Source organism: Arthrobacter sp. SLBN-53 (genome assembly GCF_006715585.1).
In the GTDB taxonomy this organism is placed as follows: Bacteria; Actinomycetota; Actinomycetes; order Mycobacteriales; family Mycobacteriaceae; genus Mycobacterium; species Mycobacterium neoaurum_A.
The window spans coordinates 165,785-179,916 of record NZ_VFNN01000001.1 but is presented as its reverse complement, the minus strand read 5'-3'; the positions used below and the strand labels follow the sequence as shown (position 1 = coordinate 179,916).

General features: G+C 66.4%; 19 protein-coding genes. 11 read left to right on the top strand and 8 right to left on the bottom strand.

What is annotated here, in order from left to right; translation table 11 throughout:
- Positions 1-47 precede the first annotated feature (47 nt).
- Both tpx and ripD read left to right on the top strand, forming a co-directional pair.
- The gene (gene tpx / locus FBY28_RS00890; protein WP_023985827.1) at positions 48-542 is read left to right on the top strand and encodes a thiol peroxidase; all 495 of its coding nucleotides are present in this window, start codon (positions 48-50) and stop codon (positions 540-542) included.
- 258 nt (positions 543-800) lie between these two features.
- A complete protein-coding gene (gene ripD, locus FBY28_RS00885; protein WP_141863541.1) occupies positions 801-1,430 on the top strand; it encodes an NlpC/P60 family peptidoglycan-binding protein RipD in 630 nt (209 codons plus the stop codon).
- Between the two features lie 32 nt (positions 1,431-1,462).
- Here ripD and FBY28_RS00880 read toward each other — a convergent pair whose 3' ends face one another.
- A complete protein-coding gene (locus FBY28_RS00880; RefSeq protein WP_141863540.1) occupies positions 1,463-2,017 on the bottom strand; it encodes a DUF4334 domain-containing protein in 555 nt (184 codons plus the stop codon).
- A gap of 84 nt (positions 2,018-2,101) precedes the next feature.
- Here FBY28_RS00880 and FBY28_RS00875 point away from each other — a divergent pair, with 84 nt between their 5' ends.
- From FBY28_RS00875 to FBY28_RS00860, 4 genes are all read left to right on the top strand, one after another.
- On the top strand, positions 2,102-2,500 hold the full coding sequence (locus FBY28_RS00875; RefSeq protein ID WP_216847418.1) for an NYN domain-containing protein: 399 nt from the start codon (positions 2,102-2,104) through the stop codon (positions 2,498-2,500).
- Positions 2,501-2,741: 241 nt separating this feature from the next.
- On the top strand, positions 2,742-2,945 hold the full coding sequence (locus FBY28_RS00870; RefSeq protein ID WP_019514798.1) for a cold-shock protein: 204 nt from the start codon (positions 2,742-2,744) through the stop codon (positions 2,943-2,945).
- 167 nt (positions 2,946-3,112) lie between these two features.
- Complete coding sequence (locus tag FBY28_RS00865) at positions 3,113-4,702, top strand: threonine/serine exporter family protein (RefSeq protein ID WP_141863539.1); 1,590 nt, start codon at positions 3,113-3,115, stop codon at positions 4,700-4,702.
- A 119-nt stretch (positions 4,703-4,821) separates the two neighbouring features.
- Positions 4,822-5,451, top strand: a complete 630-nt coding sequence (locus tag FBY28_RS00860; protein ID WP_216847417.1) for a hypothetical protein — start codon at positions 4,822-4,824, stop codon at positions 5,449-5,451.
- 3 nt (positions 5,452-5,454) lie between these two features.
- Here FBY28_RS00860 and hslR read toward each other — a convergent pair whose 3' ends face one another.
- The 5 genes from hslR to FBY28_RS00835 form a co-directional block, all read right to left on the bottom strand.
- The gene (gene hslR / locus FBY28_RS00855) at positions 5,455-5,820 is read right to left on the bottom strand and encodes an Hsp15 family ribosome-associated heat shock protein (protein WP_141863538.1); all 366 of its coding nucleotides are present in this window, start codon (positions 5,818-5,820) and stop codon (positions 5,455-5,457) included.
- Between the two features lie 35 nt (positions 5,821-5,855).
- On the bottom strand, positions 5,856-6,578 hold the full coding sequence (locus FBY28_RS00850; RefSeq protein WP_174241512.1) for a cutinase family protein: 723 nt from the start codon (positions 6,576-6,578) through the stop codon (positions 5,856-5,858).
- A gap of 119 nt (positions 6,579-6,697) precedes the next feature.
- On the bottom strand, positions 6,698-7,366 hold the full coding sequence (locus FBY28_RS00845; protein ID WP_216847416.1) for a cutinase family protein: 669 nt from the start codon (positions 7,364-7,366) through the stop codon (positions 6,698-6,700).
- Between the two features lie 78 nt (positions 7,367-7,444).
- Positions 7,445-8,179 (bottom strand): cutinase family protein, encoded by a 735-nt coding sequence (locus tag FBY28_RS00840; RefSeq protein WP_141863537.1) that lies wholly within the window; start codon positions 8,177-8,179, stop codon positions 7,445-7,447.
- A gap of 130 nt (positions 8,180-8,309) precedes the next feature.
- Positions 8,310-9,029, bottom strand: coding sequence for a cutinase family protein (locus tag FBY28_RS00835; RefSeq protein WP_216847415.1), 720 nt, complete (start codon positions 9,027-9,029; stop codon positions 8,310-8,312).
- Between the two features lie 143 nt (positions 9,030-9,172).
- On the opposite strand from FBY28_RS00835, the gene FBY28_RS00830 reads away from it, so the two are divergent.
- Positions 9,173-9,847, top strand: coding sequence for a Crp/Fnr family transcriptional regulator (locus FBY28_RS00830; RefSeq protein WP_141863536.1), 675 nt, complete (start codon positions 9,173-9,175; stop codon positions 9,845-9,847).
- 9 nt (positions 9,848-9,856) lie between these two features.
- Here FBY28_RS00830 and FBY28_RS00825 read toward each other — a convergent pair whose 3' ends face one another.
- Positions 9,857-10,492: an FKBP-type peptidyl-prolyl cis-trans isomerase gene (locus FBY28_RS00825; RefSeq protein WP_216847414.1), complete on the bottom strand. Its 636-nt coding sequence runs from the start codon at positions 10,490-10,492 to the stop codon at positions 9,857-9,859.
- A 279-nt stretch (positions 10,493-10,771) separates the two neighbouring features.
- Between FBY28_RS00825 and FBY28_RS00820 the strand changes: the two genes are divergently transcribed.
- Positions 10,772-10,954, top strand: a complete 183-nt coding sequence (locus FBY28_RS00820; RefSeq protein ID WP_141863535.1) for a hypothetical protein — start codon at positions 10,772-10,774, stop codon at positions 10,952-10,954.
- A 75-nt stretch (positions 10,955-11,029) separates the two neighbouring features.
- The gene (locus tag FBY28_RS00815) at positions 11,030-11,458 is read left to right on the top strand and encodes a type II toxin-antitoxin system Rv0910 family toxin (protein WP_141863534.1); all 429 of its coding nucleotides are present in this window, start codon (positions 11,030-11,032) and stop codon (positions 11,456-11,458) included.
- 14 nt (positions 11,459-11,472) lie between these two features.
- On the opposite strand, the gene FBY28_RS00810 is transcribed toward FBY28_RS00815, so the two are convergent.
- Positions 11,473-12,324, bottom strand: a complete 852-nt coding sequence (locus tag FBY28_RS00810) for a phosphotransferase (RefSeq protein ID WP_141863533.1) — start codon at positions 12,322-12,324, stop codon at positions 11,473-11,475.
- A gap of 235 nt (positions 12,325-12,559) precedes the next feature.
- Between FBY28_RS00810 and FBY28_RS00805 the strand changes: the two genes are divergently transcribed.
- Both FBY28_RS00805 and FBY28_RS00800 read left to right on the top strand, forming a co-directional pair.
- A complete protein-coding gene (locus FBY28_RS00805) occupies positions 12,560-13,453 on the top strand; it encodes a manganese catalase family protein (RefSeq protein WP_141863532.1) in 894 nt (297 codons plus the stop codon).
- Positions 13,454-13,484: 31 nt separating this feature from the next.
- Positions 13,485-14,069, top strand: coding sequence for a hemerythrin domain-containing protein (locus FBY28_RS00800; RefSeq protein ID WP_141863531.1), 585 nt, complete (start codon positions 13,485-13,487; stop codon positions 14,067-14,069).
- Positions 14,070-14,132: the final 63 nt, after the last annotated feature.

Genomic DNA, 14,132 nt, shown 5'->3' with positions numbered 1-14,132 from the left:
CGATGCTGCCACGAAACCGGCCGGGTCACTGTGACAGACTTATCGCCATGGCACAGATAACGCTCAAGGGAAACCCCATCAACACCGCCGGTGAACTGCCTGCCGTCGGCTCCGCGGCACCGGCGTTCAGCCTGACCGGCACCGATCTGGGACCGGTCAGCAATGACCAGTTCAGCGGCAAGGCAGTCGTGCTCAACATCTTCCCGTCGGTCGACACTCCGGTGTGCGCCACCAGCGTCCGCACCTTCAACGAGCGCGCGGCAGCCACCGGCGCCACGGTGCTCAATGTGTCCAAGGACCTCCCGTTCGCACAGAAGCGCTTCTGCGGTGCCGAGGGCATCGAGAACGTCGTGACAGCCTCGGCGTTCCGGGACAGCTTCGGCGAGGACTACGGCATCACCATCACCGACGGCCCGATGGCCGGCCTGCTCGGTCGCGCGGTGGTCGTCGTGGGTGCCGACGGTAACGTCGCCTACACCGAGCTGGTCCCCGAGATCGCCCAGGAGCCGGATTACGACGCAGCCCTGGCTGCGCTGCAGTAGACAGTGTCGTTGACGGCGCCGGCAGGCCGAGCCTGCCGGCGCCGCTTGCTGTCCGGGCTCACCGACCGGTATCGAACGCGTTCCGGTTACGTCACGAAATCGGGTCCTGAATCACCGTCCGGTCACGGATACATATCTCATTGCCGTTGTGCCGCAGTTGGATTGGGCACACGACGCAAAGCTCACCTAGATTGAGCGTCAGTGGGCGTCAATTCGGCGCCGACGTATGTGCCGTCCGGAAATGAGTTGACACTAGCGATGAGAAGCTTCTGTGCCCTGGTGCTCGGTCTGGCGATGCTCGCAGTGAGTCCGGGCGTCGCTTCCGCCGATTCCTTCAACACGCGTCCGGCGCGCAACCAACAGGCCGTGGACTACGTGATCGCCCGTGCGCTGTCGCAGCGGGGTGTGCCTTTCGCCTACGGCGGCGGCGACGCCAACGGTCCCACCCTCGGAGTCGTGCGTGAGACGCCGCCCGACGCTGCCGACCCGGTGGCCAACCCCATTCCCGGTGGTGTTCCCGGGTTGAACTTCCCAGGTCTGGCTCCGCCCGCCGCGGCGACGGTCCCGGGCTTGCCGGTCACCCCGGCGGTGCCGGCGCCGGCCACCAATGTCGTGGGCTTCGATGCCTCCGGCATCATCGTCTATGCCTTCGCCGGCGTCGGTGTGAAGCTTCCGCGGTCATCGGGGGAGATGTACAAGGTCGGCCAGAAGGTGCTGCCCGCGCAGGCGCTCCCGGGAGATCTGATCTTCTTCGGCCCCGAAGGTACCCAGAGCGTTGCGTTGTTCATCGGTAACGGCCAGATGCTGGAGACCGGGGATTCCGGTGTCACGGTCTCGCCGGTGCGCACCTCGGGCATGACGCCCTATCTCGTGCGGATCATCGCCTGATCTGACCCGCCGCCTCATCTGCTCGCGAGGTGTCAGTGCACCGGCAACGCGTTGTTGCGGCGCAGCACGAAGAAGTACGGCCGGCGTCCGCCGCGATAGTCCATGGCACCGATGACGGTGTCCTCGTCGATCTTTCGGAAGACGTCGTTGATCGGCAGATTGTCGTAGATCATCGTCGCACTGTCGACGCCGCGGTAGCGGGTGGTGCGCAGCCGCGCCTTGGCCGATTTGGTGCGCAGTGCCGGACGGAGCGCCGAGATGGGCTGCACCAGTGAAAGATTGCGAACGGCGGGGACCTTGGTCGCCAGCCCGAGGCCGCCGAATGCCAGCACCGGATTCAGCGCCCACAGCGCGGTGCCGCCGTCCTTGGGGAACAACAGCGGGTGCACGTTTTCCTCGTCGATGAATTGCTTACCCCACCAGCCGCTGGCTTCCAGGAGCCCGTCCATGGGATGCGCGGTCGGCAATTCGGCGCCCTGCCACGTGCCGAACATGAAGTCCGGCTCGACTGCCGGGGCGGAATCGAAGAGGGCGGTCGCCTCGTCGGTGGAGGTCGGCACGGTGGTCAGCACGTCCTGAACAAGCATGTGGTCAGCCTACTTGACAGGTGTCAAGTCATCAATCGTGCTCGTCGCGCCGCCGCGCAGGGCACTGGGCGTACCGTCGCCCGGGTGCGCTATCTCATCGATGCGATGAACGTCATCGGGGCGCGGCCCGATGGTTGGTGGCGGGATCGGAAGGCTGCGTTGGCAGCGCTCGTCCAGCGACTGGAGATCTTCGCCGAACGTGAGCGCGCCGAGGTGACCGTTGTATTGGAGCGGCCGCTTCCCATCTGGTCCTCGGTGGTCACCGTGACGAGCGCCCCGTCGGCGGCAGCCGATTCCGCCGACGACGAGATCATCCGCCTGTTGCATGCCGATGAGCATCCGCACGACATCGTCGTCATCACTTCGGATGCAACGCTGGCCCGACGAGCACGCGGGGCGGGCGCGCAGATAGTGTCCGCGGGCCGATTCCGCGACGATCTGGACCGTCTGGACCGCCCCGGAGCGACAGGCGCGCAAGAATAATCATCGGAAATTAGGCGATGTCGGCGCCCACTGGGTACGCTGTCTTCGTACGTCGCAACTGTAAGGCGGCGTGTCTGTGTTCGGCCGAGCCGCGGCCGGGTGTCAGTTCCACCCCATTGCAGCCCTGTGCCGGCGATCGCACACCCCGTTTCGACCGCGACACGAATGATCATTCGCGGTCGTACCCCCATACTTGGCTGCATGACGGCAGCCAAAGTTCGAAGAAGAGAGAACAAACAGCATGACTGAAGGAACCGTCAAGTGGTTCAACGGCGAAAAGGGCTTCGGCTTCATCGCTCCTGACAACGGCGCAGCGGACGTGTTCGTCCACTACTCCGAGATCCAGTCCAGCGGATACCGCAGCCTGGAAGAGAACCAGCGCGTGAAGTTCGACATCACCCAGGGCGCCAAGGGCCCCCAGGCCGTCGCGGTCTCGGTTATCTAGACCCTTTCGTACAGAAGCCCCGCGGTACCCGATCACCGGGCCGCGGGGTTTTTGGCGTTCCGCACAAATGATCGGAAAACCCTTGCCCTTACCGGTATCCCATCTCGTGTGCTCGGCGCCGGTACGGGGTCTCCACTGCGGGAGGCAACGTCAGTATGGTGTCGACAATGGCTCCCGATAACCCGGAAGACACCGCGCAGAACCGTCTTCTGCGCCGCGGTCTCCGCGGCGCACTGCGTGGGCGTCGCGATCCGGCCCCGATTGCAGGCCAGCGGCGACGCAGCACCAACAGGGTCGGCGATGTCCACACCCGTAAGGTCCTCGACCTGACGATCCGGCTGGCCGAGGTCATGCTGTCGTCGGGCTCGGGAACCGCCGATATCGTGGCAACCGCCCAAGATGTCGCCCAGGCGTATCAACTCACCGACTGCGTCGTCGACATCACCTTCTCGACCATCATCGTCTCGGCGTTGCCCACCGCCGACAGCCCGCCGTTGACCATCGTCAGGGCGGTGCGGCACCGCGCGACCGACTACACGCGGCTCGCCGAACTGGACAACCTGGTCCGGCGGATCACCGCCGGCGGCGTCACCGTCGAGCAAGCTCATGACGCGATGGACGAGCTCAGTGAACGACCGCATCCCTATCCGCGGTGGATGGCCACCGCGTGCTGGTCAGGTTTCGCTCTCGGTATCGCGATGCTGCTCGGCGGCACCTGGCAGATCTGCCTGTTGGCGGCGGCCACCTCGGCGGTCATCGACCGGATCGGGCGGCTGCTGAACCGGGTGGGCACCCCGTTCTTCTTCCAGCACGCCGTCGGCGCCGCCATCGCCACCTTGGTAGCGGTGGCCGCCTACCGGTTCGCCGATCAGAACCCGACAGCGCTGGTCGCCACCGGAATCGTGATGCTCTTGTCCGGCATGACCCTGGTCGGTTCCGTTCAGGACGCACTGACCGGACACATGGTGACCGCCGTCGGACGGTTGGGGGATGCGCTGTTCCTCACCGCCGGGATCGTGGCCGGCATCGTCGCGGGTCTGCAGATCGCCAACCTTGGCGGCATCCAGATCGAATTGCACATCGACGCAACACAATCGATCATCGTGCCCAGCGGGCCCCTGAAAATCGGGATTGCGGTGCTGGGCGCGGCCCTGGCCGGCGTGTTCCTCACTTTGGCGTCCTACGCGCCACTGCGATCGGTGCTGACCGCCGGGGCGACCGCCGGCACCGCGCAGGCAGTGCTGATCGGACTCGGGCACGCACAGTTCGGCGTCGTCTTCGCCACCGGCATCGCCTCGGTCGGGGTCGGCCTGCTGGCAACCGTCCTCTCCATCCGGCGCCAGGCGCCGGCCTTGGTCATCGCCACCGCAGGTATCACTCCCATGCTGCCGGGGCTGGCCGTCTTCCGGTCGGTGTTTTTCTTTGCGGTGGACGAGCGCTATATCGACGGCATCGCACAACTGCTGTCTGCGGTCGCCATCGCCCTCGCCATCGGCAGCGGCGTGGTGATGGGCGAGCTGCTGGGGTCGCCGTTACGTTATCGCGCGGGCCGCGTCGGTGACTTCGTGCGGATCGAAGGACCACCGGGTCTGCGTCGCGCGGTCGGTCGGGTGGTGCGGTTGCAGCCGGCCGATAGTGCCTCCCCGGGCGGCAACGCCGTGCGCGCACGCAGTGTCGCCCTGGAACCGGAAACCACGGATCGAGCCGACGACGCGGCCGACGAGAACAGCGATCCGGATCCACGTGAACCGCGATGACGGCGGGCGGCACCTTTGCGCATCGTGTGACGCCTGAGCCTGGAGACGCTAGCCTTCTCGCAGGCATGCCCGACGACATCACGACGCGGACGAGGCATGACCGGAGAGGACGAACAGCGGTGATCACCGAACGAGGGCTGTCGGCCCTGCGACTCGCGGTCGCGGGTGCACTGGCCGGAATGGCCCTGACGACGGCGGGCCTTGCCGGCGCCGAACCCCCGCCCGTGGCGCCCGGCCAGCCGGTGCCGCCGGGACAGCCCGTGGTTCTCGGTCCCGGCGAGATGCCGGTGGCCGCACCCGCTCCGCCGCCGGCCGGCGCACCGCCGGTACCCGAGATCAGCAATCCGGTCTACGGCCAAGGGCAGACGCCCGGTGCCGGTGGCTACATCAGAGATCTCTGGCGAGCCTTCCAGACCGGTAACCCGATGGAGGCGCTCGTGGCCGATCCGGGCGCCGCACCCGGCGGCGCTCCACCCGGGGCCGGCCCGGCACCCAAGCTGCCGCCGGGCTACACGTCGCTGACCGATCCCGCGTCCTCGACCCCGGCTCTCGAGCGCGCGCCCGGAGTGGGCGGTCCGCCGCTGCCACCAGGGTTCGTGTCGCTTTCCGACCCCGCCCCGCCAGCGGATGTCCTGCCCATCGGTGCCCCGGGCGCTGCGCCCGCCGAGGTGCCGCATCCGGCGGCACCGCCGCCGCCCCCAGCGCCGGTGGGGCCGCCTCCACCACCGATGATCATCGCCAACCAGTAGCGCTCACCGCAGGCCCGAGCGCCATTTCTCCAGCTCCCGCCGCTCGCGCTTGGTGGGCCTGCCAGCACCGCGGTCCCGTACCGCAACAGCGGGTTCGACGATCGCCGGGGCTGGCGGGGTGCGGTCCAGATAGCAGGTGGCGGCGTCCGGGGCGCCTACCCGTTTCTGTATCACCCGGACCACCTCGACGACGCGTTGACGATCACCCAGCCGGGCCTGCACCCGATCTCCGGGCACCACCGGTGTCGACGGCTTGGCGACTCGATCGTTGACCCGAACGTGCCCGCCCCGGCAGGCAGCCGCGGCGTCGGGCCGGGTCTTGCTCAGCCGGACCGCCCACAGCCACCGGTCGATCCTCGTGGATTCCACCCGTCGATGATCGCATCATCGTGCTTACCGAACGGTCACGCTGCAGGCATGACCCGCGCAGTGACGTAGGAGGCTGCCTCGTTGGTCATCCCGTTGATGCCGTACATGGCATGCGCCATGGATGGCATGGCGCCTGGGGTGCCATCGCAGATCGTGTCACCGGGGGCGCACAGCTCGATGGTCTTCGGTGCGTACCGCGGACCGATGGTGCCGATGGGCGCGCCGAACTGGTTGAGAAATGCCTCCGACGGATTGCCCAGCAGCGCAACCGCGGCCACATGGTCGGATACCTCATCGGGTAGCGGACTCGGGAGGTAGGAGAGGTACTCGCTGGGAACACCTTGCGGCACCGCATCAGCGGTGACGTATCCGGCGACCACCGCGCCCTGCGAGAAGCCGCCGAGCACGATTTCGGTGTCGGGACACGCGGCTGCGGTCGCCTGGATGTGCGACCCCGCGTCGCGCACACCATCGACGACGTTCTGCGCGAACGGAATTCGATCCGTGAAGTTACTGCTGGCCGGATAGTCGACGGCATGGACAGCGACCGACTTCCCCGGCGTCTGGGCGCGCAGCGCGTCGACGAACGCCTGGCCTGTCCCACCGACACCCGGCGCTTCAGACGTACCCCTGGCGAAGACGACCTCGACATCGGGACATGCCGGCTCCGCTGCCGCCACGGGTGCCGACCCGACTGCCAGTCCGGCTGTCAGCAACCCTGCAGCGCCGAGAAATCGGGCGGATTGTCCAAGGCTCATCGGGCACTCCTTCGGTGATTCGCCGTGCCCGCCGGCTGGCAGATGGCGACCTGCCCCTCTGTACCCGTGCTGTTTGCTACCGAAACAGTGCCCCACGCTGACCGGCGGATCGAACCCGGTCAGGCCAGCCGACCCGCCGCAGCCGCAGCGGCGGCAGCGACCAGTCCGTTGACCGGATAGGTGACATGCACCAGCGAACCGAGCAGCGATGCGGGCGACGAGCCGTCACAGATGTTGTCTCCGGGCGCACACAGGTCCAGCGACCGCCCCGCGTACTGAGATCCGATGTTCGCCGCCGGGGCGCCATACCGGGACAGCAGCCCTGCCGATGGTTTGCCGAACAGCACCACGCCGGCGATGCGGTCGGTCACTGCTGCCGGCATATCGGAGGTGCTCACATAGGCCGCTACCGCCGCGCCCTGTGAGTAACCGCCGAGGATGAACCGGGTGTTCGCGCAGTTCGCTGCCGTCGCCCTGATCCTGGCACCGGCGTCGGCGACACCGTCGAACATCGTGGACGGGAAGACCGCGCGGTTGTCGAAATCACCGGTGGCCGGGTAATTGACGGCATATGAGTCGATTGTCTTGCCGGGGGACTGCGCACGCAGCGCGTCGACGAACGCCTGCCCGGTGCTCCCGAGACCAGGTGGCTCATCGCTGCCGCGGGCGAACACGACTTCGGCATCGGGACAGGCTGCCGCCCCCGCGCCCGGCGCCCCACCGGTTGCCAGCGCCGACGCGGCGAGCGCGCAAACTGTCCACACCCGGAGCTCTCGGCCCATCCCCATTCGCGGCATGTTACCCGCGATACTCGTCGCGGACACCCCGGCGAGCAAACGAGAATCGGGACCCAGCACGCTGCGGCGTCAGTCCGACGAAGGTGTCCTGGCCAGTGCGTCGGCGACGAAATCCGCTGCCTGAACGGCCATCCCATTGTCCTTGTACGCACTGTGTGCGGCGCGGTCGAGGCCGCCTGGCGCGCACACCGGATCACCGGGTGCACACAGTTGAATGGTCTTGGCTGTGTAGAGCGGTCCCACCGTGATCGGTGGAGCAGTGCGGTCCACCAGATTCAGAAACCAGTTGTCGGGTGTGCCGAACAATGCCACGGCGGCCACGTGCGGCGCCACAGATGGTGGCATCGGTCCGGCCAAGCCGGGAGGAAGGGTAAGGCCGGCCGGCACCGCATCGAAGGTGGTATAGCCGGCGACCGCGGCACCCTGTGAGTAGCCGCCGAGCACGATCTTGGTTGCCGGACAACTGTTGGCCATGTACTGGATCCGGTTACTGGCATCGGCGATGCCATTGGCCGCAGCCTGGAAATCCAGGGATGCGGGGTAGTTGACCGGGTAGACGTCAACGGACGCACCGCCGAGTAGCGGTGTGAGGGCGTTGACGAAGGATTGTCCCGTCGCGCCGATGCCGGGTGCCTCGAAAGTGCCGCGTGCGAAGACGATCTCGACATCCGAACAGGCCGGCGGGGCGGCAATTGCCCGTGCCGACACCAGTGGACTGATCGCCACCGCCCACAACAACACAACGGCGCCGGTCAGACGGTGAATACGGCGTGATCGAACACGATCGAACAATGCCGAAGTCATGGCGGTCCTTCGGGAGCGAGGGTCGTGGTTGATCAAGGATCCCGCATCACCGCCCGCCGCACATTGACGCAGGCGCGCATCACCGATACCGGCTAGCACCAACCTCGCCGGGGAAGCGGACGTGAACGGGTCACATGCGTGCGGCAGCGTATGTTGCGGCTTCGGTCACCATGCCGTTGGCGATGTAGGTCTGGTGAGCCACCGGATCGAGGCCGTCGGAACAGACCGCATCGTTGATCGCGCACAGGTCAAGGGTTTTCGACACGAAGTTGGTGCCGATCGGTACGTTGGGTTGGCCGATGAGGAAGAGCATCCGGTCGTTGGGCTTGCCGAAAAGCAGCACCGCGTCGACGTGCTTGGCGACATCGGGGCTCAACCCCGTGGTGGTTCCGTGGGCGAAGGAATTGAGCGGGATGGCCGGTGGGTCGGCGGTGACCAACTGCGCGACGGCCGCACCCTGTGAGTAACCACCGAGCACGATGCCGGTGTCCGGGCAGTCGGCAGCGACCGTCCGGATGCGGTCTGCCGCGTCATTGACGCCCAGGACCACGGTGGGCCAGTTGTTGCTGGCCGGATAGTTCACCGCATAGCTGTCCACCGTCTTTCCGGCCAGCTGTGCCCGCAGCGCATCGACGAAGGCAGTACCGACACTGCCCGCACCGGGCGCTTCGTCGGTGCCGCGGGCAAAGACCACCTCGATATCGGCGCAGGCCGGTGCCGCCTCCGCCTGTGGTGCCGCACCGAGAGGCACGGCAACGGCGGCCAGAACGCCTAGGGTCGATGTCGTGACCGGAATCAAGCGGCGCCCGATTGCGCTGGCGCGGGTGCACTGGAACATGAATATGATCATGCCATCATCCCGTGGGTCGACCAGACGTTCCGGGCCGCGCCGCACCTGACCACTCGGAGCTACGAATTGACCCGGACCTGCAGTAATACTCGCTCGGCCGCACACAAAGCCGTTCCCGGCGCATCGGCTGCGGGTGCGCGCCGATGAACGCGGTACTGGCCCGCACCGCAATCTTCGCCGATGTCGATGCCGAGGCGATGGAAACCCTGAGCGGCGAGCTGGAGTGGATGAACTTTCCGCGCAACCACACCATCTTCGTCGAGGGTGAGCCCGGAGACCGGTTGTATGTGCTCGTAGAGGGCAAAGTGAAGGTCGGTAGGCGCACCGCCGACGGCCGGGAGAGTCTGATCGCGGTGATGGGTCCCGGAGACACTTTCGGCGAGTTGGCACTGTTCGACCCCGGGCCGCGGACCGCCACGGTGGCCACCCTGACCGAGGTACGGGTGGCTGCGGTGCCACGGCAGGCGCTCGGCGCCTGGATCGCGGAACGACCGCAGATCGCCGAGCAGCTGCTGCGGGTGCTCGCCCGCCGGCTGCGGCGCACCAACGACGATCTGTGCGACATGATCTTCACCGACGTGCCGGGCCGGGTGGCCAAACAACTGCTTGATCTCACGAAGCGGTTCGGCCGCCCCGACGGGGACGGACTACGCGTCGATCACGAACTCACCCAACTGGAGCTGGCGCAGCTGGTCGGGTCGTCGCGCGAGACCATCAACAAAGCGTTGTCGGAATTTGCCAACCGTGGGTGGATACGCCAGCAGGGCAAGACCATCTATGTCATGGAGCCGGCCAAGCTGGCTCGACGCGCCCGCTGACCGCCCGGGTCAGCTCATCGCGTCCAGGATCTTGATCGCGAACACCAGGGTGTCGCCCTTCTGGATCCCGGCTGCCGGTTGACCCTCGGGGTAGCCATCCTGAGGGGTCATGGCGACCGCGACCGTCGACCCGACCTTCTGGCCGGCGATGGCCTTCTGGAATCCGGTGACGACGCCGTCGAGCGGGAAGTCCACCGGAGCGCCCGTCTTGTAGCTGCTGTCGAAGACCGATCCGTCGCGACCGTTGACACCCATGTAGCAGACCAGCACCGTGGCGTTCTCGGCGACAACCGGGCCGTCGCCGGGCTTGAGCGTCTGTACCTGGGTTTCGGTCACGCTGAACGGTCCGTCGACGGTCACCGACGGCGCGGCAGTGTCGGTCGATCCGATGACCGCAACATTGCCCGTGGTGCCCGACAGGGTCCACTCGGGGGTACCGCCGGCCGGAGCCGGCGCGGTCGGGCAGCCCTCGGAGGTTGCTGTGGGCTGGACTGCGGGAGCGCTCGGAGCGCTGAACACATCCGCGGCCGTCGACGAACTCGCCGCGGGCGCGTCGGCATCGGAACCACAGGCGGCCAGGGTCATGGCAGCGGCCGCGGCGCAGGCCGCCATGGTGACAACGGAGGGCAGACGGGTGAAGTTCACCCCGGTCACGCTACCTGCGGCGGTTGGGACCGTGACGCGTAGGTGTCCGAGCAATGTGTCGAAGCGTCGCGTCGAACACGGCCGCCGGTACGCCAATGATGCTCGTAGGGAACGTTAATCGGTTGCACCCAGCGCCGAGTACGGCCAATCTGTATGCGGGGAATACACAGTCGAGGGGGGAATCTCATGACGGGTTTTCGCGCGGGTGACACGGTGGCGGCGTGTCGCCGACTGGAGGGTATCGACGTGCCGGTCGTACCGGAGGGGACAATCGGGACGGTGGCGTCAACCACGGTGTTCGGCAATCCGAAGCGGGTCCATTTCACCGTTTCGGACACCTGGGGCACCAAACGCTTCCGGGTACGAGTGCGCCGTGGCGACGTAGAACCGGTGAACGTAGAACCGGTGAACGTAGAACCGGTGAACGTCGACGAAACCGAGGACGCAGAGCGGGGTATGTGACCCAGATCACAGTGGTGGCGTGCCGCGAGATCGGGTAACCCGGGGGTTCTACAGCCCCAACCACGCGGAGTCGAAATGGCGAAAGTAGATGTGTCGGTCTCGTCGGATCTGACACCACAGCAGGCCTGGAAACTCGCCTCCGACCTGCAGCGCTTCGACGAATGGCTGACGATTTTCGGTGGCTGGCGCAGTCCTCCACCCGCGGTGATCGACGTCGGAACACAGGTCTCGTCGCTGATCAAGGTGAAGGGATTCCGCAACACGATCCACTGGCAGGTCACCGACTACGACGAGCCGCGGTTGATCGGTATGCGCGGGACCGGTCGCGGCGGGGTGCACATAACCCTGACCATGGAGGTCTCCGACAACGACCCCGGATCCGATCTGCATCTGCAGGCCGAGCTGTCCGGCGGCCTGCTCAGCGGGCCGATCGGTACGCTGGTGGCCAAGATGTTGACTTCCGATGTGCGCAAGTCGGTCCAGAATCTGGGTGCCTTGCGCTAGTTGCAGCGGCCGGTTCAGAACGCGGACAGCGAGTCGTCGAGCATGCGGTGCCCTTGCCGCTCGAAATCGCTGTCGCCGACCTGGTGTGCCCATACCGCGGTGCCGATCGCTTGGTGCAGCGCCAGGATGCGCCAGCGGTCGGGTTCACGGGGGTCGGCTCCGTAACCGTTGACGAAGGCGGACTCCAGGGCCGACTCGGTGCGCCACTGTTGGGCGGCCAGTCGGCAGAAGTCGGTCGCGGCCGGTCGCCAGGCGAACCGGCCGAAGTCGATGACGCGGACGGTGCCGGAGTCCACCAGCCAGTTTCTGGGTTGCCAGTCACCGTGGGTGGGCACCACCGTCACCGGGCGGCAGCGGTGATCTCGCAGGATTCGCCGGAGCGCCGATTCGGTGCGTGGCGCTATGCGGTGCGGTTTGTCCAGCCAGGCAAGCGATTTGGTGACCTCGGCGGTCTCCCAGTCCGGGTCGAGGCGGTGTTCCACATCGTGGAGGGTGCGCAGGAGCCGGCCTGCGGTGTGGTGCGTCGCCGCGGCGAACTCGGCTGCTGATCCCTGCGCGAGCTCGCCCGGTAGGTGATCGATGACAAGCAGTTTCGCGGTGTTGTCACGGTAGCGCAGCCGCGGAGCATGGCCGGTTCGGCTCAGGGCATCGGCCACGGTTCGGTAGGCCGTGATCTCCCGGGCGATGTGATGGTCGGTGGGTCCGCCGGCCTTGATCACCACCCGGCCCTGCGGGCAGTCGACATCGAGTACGACGGTGCCGCGCTGGTCCCAACTCATATCGGCGATCACGCGCGGTGCGATCAGCCAGCGTTCGACCAGATCGGCCTGTCGGGAACTGAGCCTGCCGGCGTGCCAAGACTGCACGTGGACCACAGTATTGGTCGGCCGACGCAGTTCGCAAACGCGGGCAAGCGGTTGGCGGGCAACGCCTTTGACTCTGCCCGCATCGTGCTTTCGCGCCCATGTTTGGGCGCTTCGGGCTCGGGTACACCCGGCTACCGCGATCTACAGCCCAGTTGGATCTGTGGCCAAACAGCCAGTGCTATCCGTGACCGCCTGCCCGGTCGCGGATCACGGTCAATCGTGCCCAGGAGGCGATATGTTCACCCACAACAAAGATCTGCAGTTCGAAGTCCGGGTCAGCGAGCCGGATCCGCGTTTCGCATCGTTGCTGATGGAGCAGTTCGGGGGCGCCAACGGCGAACTCACCGCCGCCCTGCAGTACTTCACCCAGGCGTTCGTCCTGCGCGAGAAAAACCCGAAGATGTACGACCTCTTCATGGATATCGCGACCGAAGAACTCAGCCACCTCGAGATCGTCGGTACCACCATCACGATGCTGCTCGACGGTCTGAACGACGATTTGAAGGTCGCCCACAAGCGCTGTGAGTGGATGCCCGCGGTTGCCAGCAAGACCGGCAAGGAGCAGGCCATCCATCAGGTCGCCGTGAATCCGATGTTCCTCGTCCTCAGTGGTGGGGGACCTGATGTCAAGGACTCCGCGGGCAACAACTGGACCGGGGCATTCATCGACGCCAACGGTGATCCCGCGGTGGATCTGCGCAACAACCTCGCCGCCGAGTCCAGAGCCAAGGTCGTCTACGAATACCTCAAGCAATTCACCGATGATCCCGGTATCCAGGACACGTTGACGTTCCTGATGACCCGAGAGATCGCGCACTATCAGCAGTTCACCGCCGCGCTCAACGAGTTGCCGGTGAATTTCCCGCCCGGACAGTTGCCGGGTGATCCGCGGTTCCAGAACGTCGCCTTCAACATGAGCAACGGCGACGGATCCGTGCGCGGACCGTGGAACGAAGGTCAGGGTCCGTGGCCCGAGGGCATCGAATGGGATTACGTCGAGGATCCCGAGCGGCAATGGCTGGGGACGGCGCTGCGCGGCAACACCGGGGCCGAGCGTAATCCCGACGGTCAACCCGCCGTCGAGGGTGACAAGCCGTTCACCCATGAGCAACACGCCGCGACGAGTTGAGCCACCGGATCGACGAGGACGAGGAGCGGACATGGATGCTTTGACCTTTCTGCGGGAAGACCACAAAAGTGTGCTGGGGATGCTGGAGGTGCTCGACGGGGCGCCGTCCGGTGAGGGCGCGCAGCGCAGTGGCCTCGAGACGATGGTGACCAACCTGGTGATCGCCGAATCTCAGCACGAGGCAATCGAAGAACAGTACTTTTGGCCGGCGGTGCGGGAGGTGCTCGAGGACGGCGACGAACTGGCGGACCGCGCCGTGGAACAGGAGCAAGAGGGCAAGCAGCTACTCCAGACGTTGGAAGACGGTGCGCCCGGCGATCCTGAGTATCAGCAGGCGCTACAGAAATTCGTCGCCCTCGGCCGGGAGCACATCGCCTTCGAGCAGGAGGTGGTGTGGCCGAAGTTCGAAGCCGCAGTCTCGCGTGAGCGGCTCATGGAGCTGGGGGAGAAGTTGGAGCGGGCAAAGAAGATCGCTCCGACCCGCCCGCATCCCGACACCCCGCCGAGCGCGGGCGTGCTCAAAACGGTCGGAATGGTGAGCGCGACCATGGACCATGTTCGCGATGCGGCTACCGGGCGTTCCGCGAACAACCCGCCGGATCCGCAGGTGCACTGACCGATCGATCGGCGAAAGTCATTGTCGGACAGCGTTTTCGTTGAGTGACGCCGAGCGGCGGTC

Coding starts and splice junctions, on each gene's coding strand:
- FBY28_RS00830 (WP_141863536.1), top strand. CDS start 9,173: ATGAACGCGGTACTGGCCCGCACCGCAATCTTCGCCGATGTCGATGCC.
- ripD (WP_141863541.1), top strand. CDS start 801: ATGAGAAGCTTCTGTGCCCTGGTGCTCGGTCTGGCGATGCTCGCAGTG.
- FBY28_RS00800 (WP_141863531.1), top strand. CDS start 13,485: ATGGATGCTTTGACCTTTCTGCGGGAAGACCACAAAAGTGTGCTGGGG.
- FBY28_RS00805 (WP_141863532.1), top strand. CDS start 12,560: ATGTTCACCCACAACAAAGATCTGCAGTTCGAAGTCCGGGTCAGCGAG.
- FBY28_RS00835 (WP_216847415.1), bottom strand. CDS start 9,029: ATGATCATATTCATGTTCCAGTGCACCCGCGCCAGCGCAATCGGGCGC.
- FBY28_RS00840 (WP_141863537.1), bottom strand. CDS start 8,179: ATGACTTCGGCATTGTTCGATCGTGTTCGATCACGCCGTATTCACCGT.
- FBY28_RS00880 (WP_141863540.1), bottom strand. CDS start 2,017: ATGCTTGTTCAGGACGTGCTGACCACCGTGCCGACCTCCACCGACGAG.
- FBY28_RS00870 (WP_019514798.1), top strand. CDS start 2,742: ATGACTGAAGGAACCGTCAAGTGGTTCAACGGCGAAAAGGGCTTCGGC.
- tpx (WP_023985827.1), top strand. CDS start 48: ATGGCACAGATAACGCTCAAGGGAAACCCCATCAACACCGCCGGTGAA.
- FBY28_RS00850 (WP_174241512.1), bottom strand. CDS start 6,578: ATGAGCCTTGGACAATCCGCCCGATTTCTCGGCGCTGCAGGGTTGCTG.
- FBY28_RS00815 (WP_141863534.1), top strand. CDS start 11,030: ATGGCGAAAGTAGATGTGTCGGTCTCGTCGGATCTGACACCACAGCAG.
- FBY28_RS00865 (WP_141863539.1), top strand. CDS start 3,113: ATGGCTCCCGATAACCCGGAAGACACCGCGCAGAACCGTCTTCTGCGC.
- FBY28_RS00845 (WP_216847416.1), bottom strand. CDS start 7,366: ATGGGGATGGGCCGAGAGCTCCGGGTGTGGACAGTTTGCGCGCTCGCC.